This window comes from Escherichia sp. E4742 (assembly GCF_005843885.1).
Classification (GTDB): domain Bacteria; phylum Pseudomonadota; class Gammaproteobacteria; order Enterobacterales; family Enterobacteriaceae; genus Escherichia.
Genome location: NZ_CP040443.1, coordinates 1,192,491 through 1,208,568 on the forward strand (window position 1 = coordinate 1,192,491; position 16,078 = coordinate 1,208,568).

General features: G+C 41.1%; 15 protein-coding genes. 8 read left to right on the forward strand and 7 right to left on the reverse strand.

Going from position 1 to position 16,078, the window contains the following annotated elements; translation table 11 throughout:
* Positions 1-565: 565 nt before the first annotated feature.
* The 8 genes from FEM44_RS05755 (at position 566) to FEM44_RS05790 (ending at position 10,062) form a co-directional block, all read left to right on the forward strand.
* Entirely contained in the window at positions 566-1,057 is a 492-nt protein-coding gene (locus tag FEM44_RS05755) for a hypothetical protein (protein ID WP_135524051.1), read from the forward strand.
* The gene (locus tag FEM44_RS05760; RefSeq protein ID WP_135524050.1) at positions 1,054-1,389 is read left to right on the forward strand and encodes a lysozyme inhibitor LprI family protein; all 336 of its coding nucleotides are present in this window, start codon (positions 1,054-1,056) and stop codon (positions 1,387-1,389) included. The genes FEM44_RS05755 and FEM44_RS05760 overlap by 4 nt, the downstream gene beginning before the upstream one ends.
* Positions 1,390-2,111: 722 nt before the next feature.
* Positions 2,112-3,095, forward strand: coding sequence for a KpsF/GutQ family sugar-phosphate isomerase (locus tag FEM44_RS05765; protein ID WP_135524049.1), 984 nt, complete (start codon positions 2,112-2,114; stop codon positions 3,093-3,095).
* A 71-nt stretch (positions 3,096-3,166) separates the two neighbouring features.
* Positions 3,167-4,315, forward strand: coding sequence for a capsule biosynthesis protein (locus FEM44_RS05770; RefSeq protein ID WP_135524048.1), 1,149 nt, complete (start codon positions 3,167-3,169; stop codon positions 4,313-4,315).
* Between the two features lie 23 nt (positions 4,316-4,338).
* Positions 4,339-6,015 (forward strand): polysaccharide biosynthesis/export family protein, encoded by a 1,677-nt coding sequence (locus tag FEM44_RS05775; protein WP_135488781.1) that lies wholly within the window; start codon positions 4,339-4,341, stop codon positions 6,013-6,015.
* A 9-nt stretch (positions 6,016-6,024) separates the two neighbouring features.
* Positions 6,025-6,765: a 3-deoxy-manno-octulosonate cytidylyltransferase gene (kdsB, locus tag FEM44_RS05780; protein ID WP_135519817.1), complete on the forward strand. Its 741-nt coding sequence runs from the start codon at positions 6,025-6,027 to the stop codon at positions 6,763-6,765.
* Complete coding sequence (locus FEM44_RS05785) at positions 6,762-8,789, forward strand: capsular polysaccharide biosynthesis protein (RefSeq protein WP_135524047.1); 2,028 nt, start codon at positions 6,762-6,764, stop codon at positions 8,787-8,789. The genes kdsB and FEM44_RS05785 overlap by 4 nt, the downstream gene beginning before the upstream one ends.
* Positions 8,790-8,823: 34 nt before the next feature.
* The gene (locus FEM44_RS05790; protein WP_016249192.1) at positions 8,824-10,062 is read left to right on the forward strand and encodes a capsule biosynthesis protein; all 1,239 of its coding nucleotides are present in this window, start codon (positions 8,824-8,826) and stop codon (positions 10,060-10,062) included.
* Between the two features lie 232 nt (positions 10,063-10,294).
* Here the strand turns inward: FEM44_RS05790 and FEM44_RS25440 are convergent, their stop codons facing one another.
* The 7 genes from FEM44_RS25440 to FEM44_RS05815 all read right to left on the reverse strand — a co-directional run bounded on the left by FEM44_RS25440 (position 10,295) and on the right by FEM44_RS05815 (position 15,492).
* Complete coding sequence (locus FEM44_RS25440; RefSeq protein WP_240731774.1) at positions 10,295-10,972, reverse strand: glycosyltransferase family 61 protein; 678 nt, start codon at positions 10,970-10,972, stop codon at positions 10,295-10,297.
* 20 nt (positions 10,973-10,992) lie between these two features.
* Positions 10,993-11,430 carry a hypothetical protein gene (locus FEM44_RS25445; RefSeq protein ID WP_240731776.1) on the reverse strand — a complete coding sequence of 146 codons (438 nt, stop codon included), beginning with the start codon at positions 11,428-11,430 and terminating at the stop codon, positions 10,993-10,995.
* A 127-nt stretch (positions 11,431-11,557) separates the two neighbouring features.
* A complete protein-coding gene (locus tag FEM44_RS05800; RefSeq protein WP_346763571.1) occupies positions 11,558-13,072 on the reverse strand; it encodes a capsular polysaccharide export protein, LipB/KpsS family in 1,515 nt (504 codons plus the stop codon).
* 5 nt (positions 13,073-13,077) lie between these two features.
* A complete protein-coding gene (locus FEM44_RS25450) occupies positions 13,078-13,533 on the reverse strand; it encodes a glycosyltransferase (RefSeq protein WP_346763572.1) in 456 nt (151 codons plus the stop codon).
* Entirely contained in the window at positions 13,470-14,006 is a 537-nt protein-coding gene (locus FEM44_RS25455) for a hypothetical protein (protein ID WP_240731778.1), read from the reverse strand. The genes FEM44_RS25450 and FEM44_RS25455 overlap by 64 nt, the downstream gene beginning before the upstream one ends.
* 41 nt (positions 14,007-14,047) lie before the next feature.
* Positions 14,048-14,719 carry an ABC transporter ATP-binding protein gene (locus tag FEM44_RS05810; protein ID WP_016249196.1) on the reverse strand — a complete coding sequence of 224 codons (672 nt, stop codon included), beginning with the start codon at positions 14,717-14,719 and terminating at the stop codon, positions 14,048-14,050.
* Positions 14,716-15,492, reverse strand: a complete 777-nt coding sequence (locus tag FEM44_RS05815) for an ABC transporter permease (RefSeq protein ID WP_016249197.1) — start codon at positions 15,490-15,492, stop codon at positions 14,716-14,718. Before FEM44_RS05815 ends, FEM44_RS05810 begins: the two co-directional genes overlap by 4 nt.
* Positions 15,493-16,078: the final 586 nt, after the last annotated feature.

Below are 16,078 nucleotides of genomic sequence, written 5' to 3' on the forward strand. Positions count from 1 at the left end.
TCAAAAAAACAATATAGATCAATAAATTGAATATAAAAAACAATAAGAAAACTGCCAAAAAACAAGAATAATTTTATACATATCAAGCAATTAAAAACGACTTTATACATGTTCTGAATTATATTTTCATTACGTAACTACATTATTTTTATACCCTAAACCAGATTGTACAAAGTGCGAAATGCTGACCTATTATATAACAACATTCTTCATAATCCTCAGGCGGCAGCCCTGAGTGTTTTTGCGATGTAATATCGAAGTAATTCGTTTGTATATAAAACCTATCACTAAAGTAAACCGTGAATATTCACCGTGCACTGGCATTTCCTCTTTGCACGCCCCAGCTTAAAGTCAAACCAGTTTCTATTAGGTTAAATACCGTAGAAAGAAGGTTTACTTATTAATATTTTTATTTCAGGTAATCGGAATTTTGCATTTTTGCATCCATAAGCCTCTTCAGGAATACTCTGATTAAGCATAAACATTGATGCAGCGCAGCAAATTATTTATTTTCACCACTTATATTCACATAGACATTGTAATTGCACAGTAAAAGTAGGTACTTATGCGTAATGGAGTATTTCGGATTAGTAAGTATTTGGTTGTTATTACTGCGATATCCTGTATGTATACCGGATTTGCATTTGCAACGAACGTCACATTGAACTCTGTCCAGGTAAAACATCTGAATAGCGTTATCAATCGTGAGGTAAAAGGGAAGAATGACCGTAATTTTGTCAATAACAACTGGACTGAAGCTCAGCGCGTAGCCGAATTTATTTGTCGACCGCTCGCACTAAAAGAGCTGCAGAAGCAGTACCCCGACGTAGATAAGGTTATTTTCGATCAGGGAAAACATAATATGCAGCGACTGCTCTCACCTGCACTACTGACAGGCAATGGTCAGTACCGTAGGGGAATTAGCTGGACGCCGTTTCACTTCGAATGTCAACTGTCAGTAAAAACCGGGGAAGCAACAGGATTCAGGCTGACGAGAAACAGAGCCCTGACCATGGCTCCAGGGCCAGTTATTCTTTCTGAAGGAGCCAACCAGTGAAAAATATACTTACGGCATTTCTTATCATTACGTTGCCTGTTTTCTCTGTCACGGCAGCCAGTTTTGACTGTCGACAGGCCCGCAGTGCGGATGAAAAAGCGATTTGTGCATCGCGTACCCTCAATGACATGGATGTGGAGATGAGCGTTAAATACAAATTTCTCCATGGGCTTTACGCAATGGGTGCCGCCGGGGAACTAAAAGAATCACAGGCACAGTGGCTGACAGAACGACGGCGTTGTGGCAGTGACAAACCCTGCCTGAGAGAAATATACAGAAAGCGCTTAACAACGTTGAACCATCTTTATGACGCGATTAACAAACCACTCTGAATCCAGAGTGGGCTCGTTGGTTGTTGGAAGTGCCTTCATGCGAGGCACTTCCTTATCAGTGTGCACAGTTATTGGTTAGCGAATGATAATCCCCATCATTATTTTTTAATTTAATAATAGTTTCCACGGAAAATATATACGGTGATAAATGCGCCCCTGTTTGATTTAAAAACATATTTATCGCCATAAATAATCAAGCGTAAAACTATCATACTGGTCAATATTCACCGCAAAAAATTTGTCATTCTCTTCTGCTTTACAAGGGGATTGTCAATCTGTTTATTATATTCAACTTAAATAGTTAATCACAAAATATCATCGCCATTACTGACGTGTTTTATTTATTGATAACAGTGACATACGTTCTTTTTTTATAAGCAAACAATCAATCGCTAAATTGTTTTTCAACTTAATAGTTAATCGCGAAACATTTTGATGATTGATAAAAATCCTAAATTCCTTGTTCATAATGTAGGGGTGTGTTAAATAGGTGGGCAAAATTTGGTTCCCCCTTCTCGCCTGTAATATTGCAGCATCTTCGCACTTCCACGAGACATTGCGACTTAATAAGAAGGTGATAAGCCCTACATAAGCACATGGGCTGACCATGGTTTTATATTCATTAAAACACTTTGTTATAACCAATTGATTTAATATCAATAATTTATTGTGGGTTCGGGTTTGTTGTGACTATGGCATTATTTCCGAGCAAAGGAGTTGATATGTCTGAAAGACATTTACCTGATGACCAGAGCAGTACTATCGATCCATATTTAATTACCTCGGTTTGCCAGACTCTGGCAGAACAAGGTGCTGCATTACAAAATTTGTCCAAACAGCTGGATTCCACTCAGTACCAGCGTGCTCTTGAATTGATAATTAATTGTAAAGGACACGTTATTCTTTCGGGAATGGGTAAATCAGGGCATGTTGGTCGAAAAATGTCTGCCACTCTGGCCTCTACTGGTACGCCGAGTTTCTTTATTCATCCCGCAGAAGCTTTCCATGGCGATCTGGGGATGATTACGCCTTATGATCTTCTGATCCTTATTTCTGCCAGCGGCGAAACAGATGAAATCCTCAAGCTCGTCCCGTCACTGAAGAATTTCGGCAACCGAATTATCGCCATTACCAATAATGGGAATTCTACCCTGGCGAAAAATGCTGATGCCGTGCTGGAACTTCACATGGCGAATGAAACCTGCCCGAATAATCTTGCACCAACAACGTCCACCACGCTGACCATGGCGATCGGCGATGCATTGGCGATTGCCATGATCCACCAACGCAAATTTATGCCGAATGATTTTGCGCGCTATCACCCGGGCGGTTCATTAGGTCGTCGCCTGCTGACCCGCGTTGCGGATGTCATGCAACATGATGTCCCTTCGGTTCATCTGGATGCGCCATTTAAAACGGTGATTCAACGTATCACCAGCGGTTGCCAGGGAATGGTGATGGTAGAAGACGCAGAAGGCGAGCTGGCGGGCATTATCACCGACGGTGACCTGCGTCGCTTTATGGAAAAAGAAGATTCTCTGACATCCGCCACGGCGGCTCAGATGATGACGCGTGAACCGCTGACGTTGCCAGAAGACACCATGATCATTGAAGCGGAAGAAAAAATGCAAAAGCACCGCGTCTCAACGTTATTGGTGACCAACAAGGCAAATAAAGTCACTGGCCTTGTGCGCATTTTCGACTAATTAAGCAACGGGGTGCGAGAGGTTAGTCTCTCATTGAGTTTGCGCCCCACTGAAACTTTGATAATCGTTACATGTTGATAAAAGTGAAGTCTGCCGTATCCTGGATGCGTGCTCGTTTGTCTGCCATCTCCCTGGCAGATATCCAAAAACACCTGGCGAAAATCATCATTCTGGCACCGATGGCAGTGCTGCTGATCTATCTGGCTATCTTCAGCCAGCCTCGCTATATGAGCGAGTCGAAAGTCGCCATTAAACGCTCAGATGATTTAAACAGCGGCAGCCTGAATTTTGGTCTGCTTCTGGGTGCCTCTAATCCGAGTTCCGCAGAAGATGCGTTGTATCTGAAAGAGTACATCAACTCTCCAGATATGCTGGCAGCGTTAGATAAGCAACTGAATTTTCGCGAAGCGTTTAGCCACAGCGGGCTCGATTTTCTTAATCATCTTAGCAAGGATGAAACCGCAGAAGGCTTCCTGAAGTACTACAAGGACCGTATCAACGTTTCGTATGACGATAAAACCGGATTGCTGAATATTCAGACGCAGGGCTTTAGCCCGGAGTTTGCGCTTAAGTTTAACCAGACCGTGCTGAAAGAGTCAGAGCGCTTTATCAATGAGATGTCACATCGCATTGCGCGTGACCAGCTTGCCTTTGCAGAAAGCGAGATGGAAAAGGCACGCCAGCGTCTGGACGCCAGCAAAGCGGAACTGCTCTCTTATCAGGACAACAACAACGTTCTGGATCCACAGGCACAGGCACAGGCAGCGAGCACGTTAGTCAATACGCTGATGGGCCAGAAGATCCAGATGGAAGCGGACCTGCGGAACTTGCTGACGTATCTGCGCGAGGACGCCCCGCAAGTTGTAAGTGCGCGTAATGCGATTCAGTCATTGCAGGCACAAATCGATGAAGAAAAAAGCAAAATCACAGCGCCACAGGGTGACAAGCTAAACCGTATGGCGGTGGATTTTGAGGAAATAAAATCAAAAGTAGAGTTCAACACCGAGCTCTACAAACTGACGCTGACCTCCATTGAAAAGACCCGTGTAGAAGCGGCTCGTAAGCTCAAGGTACTGTCTGTGATCAGTTCGCCACAGTTGCCGCAGGAATCATCTTTTCCAAACATCCCTTATTTGATCGCCTGTTGGTTACTGGTGTGCTGCCTGCTGTTCGGCACCCTGAAACTGTTGCTGGCTGTTATTGAAGATCACCGAGATTAACGCTGTCGCTGAATGAGTTTGTGATGAAATTATTTAAATCAATTTTACTGATTGCCGCCTGTCACGCGGCGCAGGCCAGCGCGGCCATTGATATTAACGCTGACCCAAACCTGACAGGAGCCGCACCACTGCCCGGTATTCTGAGCGGACAGAAGTCGGATACGCAAAACATGAGCGGCTTCGACAATACCCCGCCGCCCGCACCGCCGATGGTAATGAGCCGTATGTTTGGTGCTCAACTTTTCAACGGCACCAGCGCGGATAGCGGTGCGACGGTAGGATTCAACCCTGACTATATTCTGAATCCGGGCGATAGCATTCAGGTTCGTTTATGGGGTGCGTTCACCTTTGATGGTGCGTTACAGGTTGATCCCAAAGGCAATATTTTTCTGCCAAACGTTGGTCCAGTGAAAGTTGCCGGGGTTAGCAATAGTCAGTTGAACACTCTGGTTACATCCAAAGTGAAGGAAGTGTACCAGTCCAACGTCAACGTCTACGCCTCCTTATTACAGGCGCAGCCAGTAAAAGTGTACGTGACCGGATTTGTGCGTAATCCTGGTCTGTACGGCGGCGTGACGTCCGATTCGTTACTCAATTATCTGATCAAGGCTGGCGGCGTTGATCCAGAGCGCGGAAGTTACGTTGATATTGTGGTCAAGCGCGGTAACCGCGTGCGCTCCAACGTCAACCTGTACGACTTCCTGCTAAACGGCAAACTGGGGCTTTCGCAGTTCGCCGATGGTGACACCATCATCGTTGGGCCTCGTCAGCATACGTTCAGCGTCCAGGGCGATGTCTTTAACAGCTACGACTTTGAGTTCCGCGAAAGCAGCATTCCTGTAACAGAAGCGTTGAGCTGGGCGCGCCCTAAGCCTGGTGCGACGCACATTACGATTATGCGCAAACAGGGGCTGCAAAAACGTAGCGAATACTATCCGATCAGTTCTGCGCCAGGCCGCATGTTGCAGAACGGCGATACCTTAATAGTGAGCACTGACCGCTATGCCGGCACCATTCAGGTGCGGGTTGAAGGCGCGCACTCCGGTGAACATGCCATGGTGCTGCCTTATGGCTCCACCATGCGTGCGGTTCTGGAAAAAGTCCGTCCGAACAGCATGTCGCAGATGAACGCGGTTCAGCTTTATCGCCCATCAGTGGCCCAGCGGCAGAAAGAGATGCTGAATCTCTCGCTGCAAAAGCTGGAGGAAGCGTCACTTTCTGCCCAGTCCTCCACCAAAGAAGAAGCCAGCCTGCGAATGCAGGAAGCGCAACTGATCAGCCGCTTTGTGGCGAAAGCGCGCACCGTGGTTCCGAAAGGTGAAGTGATCCTCAACGAGTCCAATATTGATTCTGTTCTGCTGGAAGATGGCGACGTCATCAATATTCCGGAGAAAACATCGCTGGTTATGGTTCATGGCGAGGTGCTGTTCCCGAACGCGGTGAGCTGGCAGAAGGGAATGACCACCGAGGATTACATCGAGAAATGTGGTGGCCTGACGCAGAAATCGGGTAACGCCAGAATTATCGTCATTCGTCAGAACGGTGCAGCGGTCAACGCGGAAGATGTGGATTCACTCAAGCCGGGTGATGAGATTATGGTTCTGCCGAAATATGAATCAAAAAACATTGAAGTTACCCGTGGTATTTCCACCATCCTCTATCAGCTGGCGGTGGGTGCAAAAGTGATTCTGTCGTTGTAAGGAGTTGAAATGAGCAAAGCAGTTATTGTCATTCCGGCTCGTTATGGCTCCTCGCGCCTGCCGGGTAAGCCGTTACTCGATATTGTTGGCAAACCGATGATCCAGCATGTTTACGAGCGTGCGTTACAGGTGGCGGGCGTCGCAGAAGTTTGGGTGGCAACTGACGACCCGCGCGTTGAACAGGCCGTGCAGGCTTTTGGCGGGAAAGCCATCATGACGCGCAACGATCATGAATCCGGCACCGATCGGCTGGTCGAGGTGATGCATACGGTGGAAGCAGACATCTACATTAACCTGCAGGGCGATGAACCAATGATTCGCCCGCGGGATGTAGAAACGTTGCTACAAGGAATGCGTGATGATCCCGCGTTGCCGGTGGCAACGCTATGCCACGCGATTTCTGCCGAAGAAGCGACAGAGCCAAGCACGGTAAAAGTGGTGGTAAATACCCGCCAGGATGCACTTTATTTCAGCCGTTCGCCGATTCCCTATCCGCGCAATGCTGAAAAAGCGCGCTACCTGAAACACGTTGGTATTTACGCTTATCGTCGCGATGTGCTGCAAAACTACAGTCAATTGCCAGAGTCCATGCCGGAGCAGGCGGAGTCACTGGAGCAGCTACGGTTGATGAACGCGGGGATCAACATTCGCACATTTGAGGTTGCCGCAACCGGGCCGGGCGTTGACACCCCGGCATGCCTTGAAAAGGTGCGCGCCCTGATGGCACAGGAACTGGCTGAAAACGCATGATTGGCATTTACTCGCCTGGCATCTGGCGTATTCCGCATCTGGAGAAATTTCTGGCGCAGCCGTGCCAGAAACTTTCTCTGCTGCGTCCTGTTCCGCAAAACGTCGATGCTATCGCCGTGTGGGGGCATCGCCCCAGCGCGGCGAAACCGATGGCAATCGCCAAAGCAGCGGGAAAACCCATCATCCGTCTGGAAGATGGATTTGTGCGCTCGCTGGATCTTGGCGTCAATGGAGCACCGCCGCTTTCTTTGGTGGTGGACGACTCCGGCATTTACTACGATGCCAGCAAGCCTTCGGCGCTGGAGAAACTGGTACAGGATAAAGCCGGAAATGCAGCGCTGATAAGCCAGGCCAGAGAAGCGATGCACACCATCGTGACCGGGGATTTGTCGAAATATAACCTGGCGCCTGCGTTTGTGGCTGATGAGCCGGAACGTGCAGACATCGTTCTGGTTGTCGATCAGACATTTAATGATATGTCAGTGAAGTATGGTAATGCGGGTCAGAATGAGTTTGCCGCCATGCTGGAAGCCGCGATTACGGAAAATCCTCAAGCCGAAATTTGGGTGAAGGTGCATCCGGATGTCCTGGAAGGAAAGAAAACAGGTTATTTCGCTGATCTGCGCGCCACACAACGAGTACGTTTGATTGCCGAGAATGTCAGCCCGCAGTCGCTGTTGCGACACATTTCCAGGGTTTACGTCGTGACCTCCCAGTACGGCTTTGAAGCCTTGCTGGCAGGAAAACCGGTGACATGTTTCGGTCAGCCCTGGTATGCAGGCTGGGGCTTAACCGACGACCGCCATCCGCAGTCCGCTGTGTTATCTGCCCGACGCGGTTCTGCCACGCTGGAAGAACTTTTTGCCGCTGCATACCTGCGTTACTGTCGCTATATCGATCCGCAAACGGGAGCAGTAAGCGATCTGTTTACCGTGCTGCAATGGCTGCAATTACAGCGCAACCATCAGCAACAGCGTAATGGCTATTTATGGGCGCCAGGCTTAACGCTGTGGAAATCGGCGATCCTGAAACCTTTCTTACGAACGGCGACAAACCGACTGAGTTTTACACGTCGCTGTACTGCGGCCACCGCTTGCGTGGTATGGGGTGTAAAGGGAGAACAGCAATGGCGAGCCGAAGCACAGCGAAACTCACTGCCGTTATGGCGAATGGAAGATGGTTTTCTGCGTTCATCCGGACTTGGCTCTGACCTGCTGCCGCCGCTATCGCTGGTGCTGGATAAACGCGGGATTTACTATGACGCCACGCGCCCCAGCGACCTGGAAGTGCTGCTGAATTATAGCCAGTTAACGCTGACACAGCAGATGCGAGCTGAAAAATTACGCCAGCGACTGGTTGAAAGCAAACTGAGCAAGTACAACCTGGGAGCCGATTTCTCTCTACCAGCCGAAGCCAAAGGTAAAAAAGTTATCCTGGTACCGGGTCAGGTAGAGGACGATGCCTCTATTAAAACTGGCACTGTCTCGATTAAGAGCAACCTTGAGTTATTACGCACCGTACGTGAACGTAACCCGCACGCCTACATCATTTATAAACCGCACCCGGATGTATTAGTGGGGAATCGCAAGGGTAATATTCCGGCTAAATTGATCGCTGAACTTGCCGATTATCAGGCACTGGACGCAGATATTATTCAATGCATTCAGCGCGCAGATGAAGTGCATACCATGACATCATTGTCCGGGTTTGAAGCGATATTACATGGCAAGCAAGTTCATTGTTACGGCCTGCCCTTCTATGCCGGTTGGGGTTTAACCGTTGATGAACATCACTGCCCGCGCCGCGAGCGCAGATTAACGCTAGCAGACTTGATCTATCAGGCGTTGATTGTTTATCCAACCTATATCCACCCAACACGGCTACAACCTATTACGGTTGAAGAAGCTGCGGAATATTTAATCCAGACGCCGCGCAAGCCGATGGTAATTAGAAAAAATAATATTGACAGAGTTATTAATATTTACCGTAAGTTAATCATGTTCTGCAGAGTCAGACTGGATTAACCAATTTCATTATTGACTATTGCACAGATTATTTATGCAAGATAATGCACTAAGCATTTTGTTATCCGGTAAAAAGTACCTGCTATTGCAGGGACCGATGGGACCTTTTTTCAATGACATCGCCGAGTGGTTAGAGTCATTAGGCCGTAACGCTGTGAATGTTGTATTCAACGGCGGGGATCTTTTTTACTGCCGTAATCGACAATATCTGGCTTATTACCAAACGCCGAAAGAGTTTCCCGGTTGGTTGCGAGATCTCCACCGACAATATGACTTTGATACCATCCTCTGCTTTGGCGACTGCCGCCCATTACACAAAGAAGCAAAACGGTGGGCGAATACGAAAGAGATCCGCTTTCTGGCATTTGAAGAAGGATATTTACGCCCGCAGTTTATTACTGTTGAAGAAGGCGGAGTGAACGCATATTCATCGCTACCGCGCGATCCGGATTTTTATCGTAAGTTACCAGATATGGCTGCGCCGCACATTGAGAACTTAAAACCTTCAACGATGAAACGCATTGGCCATGCGATGTGGTATTACCTGATGGGCTGGCATTACCGTCATGAGTTCCCTCGCTACCGCCACCACAAATCGTTTTCCCCCTGGTATGAAGCACGTTGCTGGGTTCGTGCGTACTGGCGCAAGCAACTTTACAAAGTAACACAGCGTAAGGTATTGCCGAGGTTAATGAATGAGCTGGATCAGCGTTATTATCTTGCCGTTTTGCAGGTGTACAACGATAGCCAGATTCGTAACCACAGCAATTATAACGATGTGCGTGACTATATTAATGAAGTCATGTACTCATTTTCACGTAAAGCGCCGAAAGAAAGTTATTTGGTGATCAAACATCATCCGATGGATCGTGGTCACAGACTCTATCGACCATTAATTAAGCGGTTGAGTACGGAATATGGCTTAGGTGAGCGCGTCATTTATGTGCACGATCTCCCGATGCCGGAATTATTACGCCATGCAAAAGCGGTGGTAACAATAAACAGTACGGCAGGGATCTCTGCGCTGATTCATAACAAACCGCTCAAAGTGATGGGCAATGCCCTGTACGACATCAAAGGATTGACGTATCAAGGGCATTTGCACCAGTTCTGGCAGGCTAACTTTAAACCGGATATGAAACTGTTTAAGAAGTTTCGTGAGTATTTATTAATGAAGACGCAGATTAATGCAGTTTATTATAGACGACTGAGTTATGAAAAAGGCACATATTTAGTAAATAGAGTTCCATTCAATAACAAGTCATTACAGTAATAAGATAGTTACCATTTATATTTAGCAGAGTGTGATATCACATATTTTTTGTATCATATGTATGGTTAATGAAATCAACATCATATTAAAATACAATAATTATGGAAATATAACTTATGTTATTTATTTAATATATCAACTATTCAAAAAATAGTTAATAACACTATATGATAAGCCGTAAAATAAAAACACAAGAAATAATTATCAGGCCATGGGGTAATTAGTTACGATTTTAGACATCGTCATTTAATGACGCCGTACAGTGTTCTACGAACATTACAAACCTATCAACATCTATTGTCAGCTCTTTATCCTCATTTTTTTCTATCCAATAGCATCCATATTTACAATTCATTAGCTGAGTAGTACGATAATAACTAACTCTATTCCAATCTGTAGGCATTATCTCAATAAGAATTTTTAAATTTTTTGAAAAAACAGCATTTGCAATGCCCATCCCATGCGATCCAACAATTATTTCCGCGTGAGAAAACAGAGCAATTTGTTCACTTGGAGTATAATCACCCGGATCACAGATGTAATATCCCTGTTCTTCAAAGTACTTATATAAATCTATTTCGTTATGGATTTTTCGCTGTGTTGCATTCCGCCGAGAAATAAAAATTTTATGTTTCTGAGTAATATTTGATAATTTCGAGAATGACTCTGAAAGATTATTACAGCTTTTGATATAATAATCGCTTGGAGTATGTAAATGACCGAAACTTGGAAATGATGTGATTATCACATTATCAAATTCAATCCAAGTGTTTCCAACTTGTATTATTTTATTTCTTTTAACACCTAAACCTTCAAGCAAAATAACAAGTTCTTCTGATATATGTGGCGTAACAATATTAAAACCATCTAATGAACCATATACCTGTTTTATCAAATAAAGTGCAGGCAACGACTCTCGATATAAATGATCTAAATTGAGAACATATAAAGCCAGATAGACTTACCATGAATTTTTATTGAGTCATGAAAATCATCAACAAATAACTGCCTCTCATTATAATTAAGTATTCCTTGTTCTTTTAAAGCTTGCTTCCCAGACACATTTATAAAATTCCAAAGATATTTATCTTTATATAAAATAGGCCAATACCTTGGCATTCCTTCTGGGCGAGGGCCAATTTTACATGATTCAACCTCAATAATGATCACCTCATGAGTTTGATATTGTGTTGTAAAAATAGCGGAAAGCTCAGATATATCCATATTTTCGTTGTCTACCTGAAAAAAAGGATTAGACATCGATTTTATTTGCATTTTATCTTGAGCGATATATCTATTAATTTTATTTAAAAATATATCCTTTGAGTTTCTTATATCAATTGGTTTAAATGCATTATGAACCAACATATTATCACTTGCCTATTAAAATAAAATTTTTGCTAAAAAATTAAGTGATTTATACCGGGAGTCAATAAAAAATCTTTTAGGATTTTGCTTGAATTTTTTTATTTTCTTTATATATTTCCTTTCATTTTCACATGATGGGGTAAGTATCGATAATTCTGTTTTTTTCAAAAATACTTTTTTTTATTTCATCATTTTCTTTTTTCTCAATAACAGTTTTAACATTCCCTTCAGAAGATTTATTAGAAACTTTATTGTGATTTATTTTATTTTTTTCTCCAACAATTGGTTTAACTAAAGATATATAAGATGGAAGTTTCAACTTTTTCTCTAAACTTAGAATCCCTGATTTATGAATGGAAACAAGGCTTTTTTCAAGAAACTTTATCAAAAAAAGTTCAAGATTACTGTACTCTTCAATAGTAAGATATTTATTTAGTTTATTTTCTTTTAAGGCAGTAAAAAACTCATCAATACTATCAAAATCATATGTAAATCCTTTTTTCCCATAAAATGCATTACCAAGTTGTATTGGCTTAACACCTAAAAATGCAGCCTCGATTGCTGATTGAGAACACAAAGTTACTATATGATCAGATTGTTTTATTAGGCTCTCTAAATTGAAATCCTCTATAATAAATACTCTTGATGATTTATCATCAGGAAGTTCTTTAATATACTCATGGATCTTTTCAAAGGTCAAAGCAGACCGTATATTGTTTTTGTGTCTTTCCCAAGGATGGGATTTAAATATAACAAAAACATCATCATCGCATAACAGTCTATCAATCAATTCAATATAAAAATCTATAGTTGAAAGATATTTCTTTGCAGTACAAATGACAGAGAAATCATTTACAACTTGACCTATAATAGTAACTGTCTTGCTACCTTTTTTTTCAATTAAGAATGTTTCTGAAGGTTGGGTAACATTCTTGTTTTTAGCCAAGAGAACCTTATTAATCGCTTTAATCCTTGTCCTTTCTAACTCAAAACCGTTTTCTTCTATATTAACTGAGTTATAGACATTACTTATCTTTAAATTTGTATTATTAGGAATAGGGTCATACTTCTCTTCAATATAGTATTCATTCCCTGTGAAAAAATGTTCCAAGACAAGAGGTGTTGTTGGGTGAGTTTTAAGAATCTCTAATAAAACTCTGTTATATATTTGAGCTCCAGAAAAAATACAAGCATATGTATGTTTTTTTATATTACTCAGTTTATCTTTCCAAAAATCAATCCAAGACCAGGCAGCAGCTAAGTTTAGCAGTAATGCCCTAGAGTCCGTTTGCATCATGAACAAAAATAAATCACTATCATCAGGCACACCGCTTAATAAAAGTCTAAAGCTGTCAATTGGCAAATAATATGATAATGCTTCATCTCTGCATACTTTAAAAAGATTAATTCCATTTACTGTAAAGTAATATAATTCCTCTCTATCTTGTTCCAGCAATTCATTATATTTTGGTTGCAATTCATCAAAAAAACACTCATAATTCCCGTAAGCGCTTACCCATTTATTCCTTTCGCGTACAAAAGTATGATATATCTTATGCCTTTCAATAAAATCAAATAAACTTTTAAAATTCCTTACATGAAAATGTACGCTATCGGAAAATAAAATGCTTATATTTTTCATTATAATCACCTTACCATATTTTTATAGATTAATGAGGTTTTTTCCATTACATCTTGCCATGTCATTATATTTTTTGAACTTGCGAACGCATTTTTTTCTAATTCTTGGTAATTAATGTCTTGAGAAAAATGGTTAATATTATCAATATCTTTTTCAATATCACCAGTTAAAATAATACCATTCACACCATTTTTAACATAGTCATTCACCATTCCAACAGGTGTCGATATTATTGGTGTGCCTGATGCAATTGCCTCAGGGATATTTGCAGGGCCACCTTCATACAAGCTAGTTACTAAAAGGAAATTGAGTTGTTTATATAAATCTCCATAACAAAAATATGGTAGTCTTTCATAGCACTTTACTTCAAAACCATATTGTGCAGCTTTATATGCTGTTATTGTTCTATCAACGCCGACAAAAATAAATTTGTATTTTTGTGAATCCAGTCTTTTGAAAATCTCATAAAGATAAGCTTCCCCTTAACTTTGCGACCATATCTTTTTGAAATAAAACCGATATTAATCTTATCAGTTTTTTTCTTTGACATTAGTGTATTACAAAATACATCTGAATTATAACCATGTGGGATAACTTCAGTATTTGTTAACCCCTTATTATGTATGAATGCTTGTTGCATTGAATTAAGACATAATATTTTCTTTGCCTCCATATATCTAGGATGAAATTTTTCATAATTTAACCAAGGATCTGTATCATTTAAGTCATGGTGAATAGTTACAACAGAGTTTGCTTTTAGCTCGCTTTCCAAATGAGGGCGGTGATAGTGATAGAGGTCTGCGTTATCAATTGGTCTGCAACTTTCAACTATCGATATCTCTTTGTCACAATATTTTTTATAATAAGAAAGAAGATCCGTAAAGATTCCACTTGTAATATTAGATGACATTACATGATTAACTATTATAGACATAACAATGTACTTTGATAATTTGGCAGGAATAATAAATAAAGTTATTTTACATTTTTTATATCAAAAGAATATTCATCAAGAGCATCTATTACAGAGTCATAATACTTAATCTCATCATATGCTTTAAGATATATAGCTATATCACAAAATTCTTTTAATGCGTTTAGACTATGAGATACCATTATAATATTAGATTTTTCATAACGTTCTTTAAAAATCCTCGAGCATTTTTCTTTAAATCGAGCATCGCCAACAGCTGTGACTTCATCAACTAAATAATAATCAAAATCAAATGCCATACTTAAGCCAAAACCAAGGCGTGATTTCATCCCAGATGAATAAGTTTTGATAGGCATATCAAAATAATGCCCAAGCTCAGAAAAATCTTCAACAAACTTTATTTTTGATTGTAATTCATTTTTTTTAGAATATAATCTAGCGACAAATTTAACATTTTCCCGACCAGTAAGACTGCCTTGGAATCCTCCGGAAAGGCCTACTGGCCATGATATTTTTTTATTACAAATAATATTTCCATTATCCGGCCTGTCAATTCCACCAATTATCCTTAATAAAGTTGATTTGCCAGCACCGTTACGTCCTATTAAAGCAACATTTTTGTTACTTGGGATTTTTAAATTTATATTTTTAAAAACAAAGTGTATCCCTTTCGATGTTCTATAACTTTTTGTTAAATTATCAATATGAATCATGATGTTAACATCTCTTTTTCTTTAACTTTGTATGATGCTAATGAAAAAAACAGTATTATTAGTGCACATAGTGATAAATAAGATAGACTTGCACCATCAGATTTGTAGTTGTTTAACATGGCTATTCTTGAAAGCTCCACGATATGCACTAATGGGTTCCACAATAAATATGACCAATATTCTCTAGGTATTGAATGCAATGGAAACATTATACAGGACACAAAATATAATGGTTTTAATAAAATAGGGAGCAATTTTTCAGTTTCAGGAAAAGTATTGCCAATGATCATAAATATGGTCCCTATTCCTATAGATACTAAAAAAAGTAGGAACCATGTAACTATTAATAATAACAATCGTTCGAATGAAAATTGTTCTTTAAATGTAAATAATATAATAAGCAAAATAATATATACTAATAAATAAATTAATAATTCTAAAATAGCTCGTGCAATAATAGTATCAATAGGTTTTACGGGTCTATAGTTAAATAGCCCTTGGTTTGCCTCAATTGCGTTTATAGATCTGCTTGATATATTCGAGAATATAAAGAATGGAATAATACCATTTAGCAGAAAGACCGGGAATGATATGCCAGGCATGGTTCTATGCATGATGAAACCAAATATGAAAAATAAAATCAACATATGAGAGGCAGGTTCTAGTATCGCCCATAAATATCCAAGGCGATATTTACCAAAGCGTGTTTTTAACTCTCGTAAAAAGAGAGCATGAACAGCGGCTTTCTGAACTTCAAATCCACTTCTTGCCATTTGATGATGTGATCCTAATATCTTCAGGTATGCTACCGCCCTTGGCTTAACAGCTACCAATACACTGGAGGTAATACTTATTTGTAACTGGATAAATTTCGTTCAGACGGTTCGGCCTTTTTAATAGCCGCAAACAATTTCTGCAGAAATTATTTCCGCAGAAATAATCTGTTCTATTTCCGTCTCTTTTCTTCTAATCCATTCTTCAGGCATGAATGTATTCGGTCTTCTGGTAATTTCAGAAAACTGGCCGTTTTAGAATGTAGAGTTAATTTCTCAGGAAATTATTTTTACCTCTTTTTGCTTAACCAATATGGCTTGAAAAAGACGTAAAGCACCATGCGTTCTGGATTACTCCGTAACACACTTATTCAAAATGGATGTTAGTTTCGCGAGAAATTATTTTTACCATTACTGTTAACTGCTTGATTATAACACCTCTATGTATTTTATGCGTAACAATACCTACAACCTGTATCAAACCAGAACGCACGCAATTGATTACCAATAAATTGTTTAGCGAGAAACTATTTCCCTATTTAAAATTCACTCATGTACTTCTTATTTATATCTACAGCACCCTCTT

Coding starts and splice junctions, on each gene's coding strand:
- FEM44_RS05755 (WP_135524051.1), top strand. CDS start 566: ATGCGTAATGGAGTATTTCGGATTAGTAAGTATTTGGTTGTTATTACT.
- FEM44_RS05765 (WP_135524049.1), top strand. CDS start 2,112: ATGTCTGAAAGACATTTACCTGATGACCAGAGCAGTACTATCGATCCA.
- FEM44_RS05770 (WP_135524048.1), top strand. CDS start 3,167: ATGTTGATAAAAGTGAAGTCTGCCGTATCCTGGATGCGTGCTCGTTTG.
- FEM44_RS05775 (WP_135488781.1), top strand. CDS start 4,339: ATGAAATTATTTAAATCAATTTTACTGATTGCCGCCTGTCACGCGGCG.
- kdsB (WP_135519817.1), top strand. CDS start 6,025: ATGAGCAAAGCAGTTATTGTCATTCCGGCTCGTTATGGCTCCTCGCGC.
- FEM44_RS05785 (WP_135524047.1), top strand. CDS start 6,762: ATGATTGGCATTTACTCGCCTGGCATCTGGCGTATTCCGCATCTGGAG.
- FEM44_RS05790 (WP_016249192.1), top strand. CDS start 8,824: ATGCAAGATAATGCACTAAGCATTTTGTTATCCGGTAAAAAGTACCTG.
- FEM44_RS25445 (WP_240731776.1), bottom strand. CDS start 11,430: ATGTTGGTTCATAATGCATTTAAACCAATTGATATAAGAAACTCAAAG.
- FEM44_RS05800 (WP_346763571.1), bottom strand. CDS start 13,072: ATGAAAAATATAAGCATTTTATTTTCCGATAGCGTACATTTTCATGTA.
- FEM44_RS25455 (WP_240731778.1), bottom strand. CDS start 14,006: ATGTCTATAATAGTTAATCATGTAATGTCATCTAATATTACAAGTGGA.
- FEM44_RS05810 (WP_016249196.1), bottom strand. CDS start 14,719: ATGATTCATATTGATAATTTAACAAAAAGTTATAGAACATCGAAAGGG.
- FEM44_RS05815 (WP_016249197.1), bottom strand. CDS start 15,492: ATGGCAAGAAGTGGATTTGAAGTTCAGAAAGCCGCTGTTCATGCTCTC.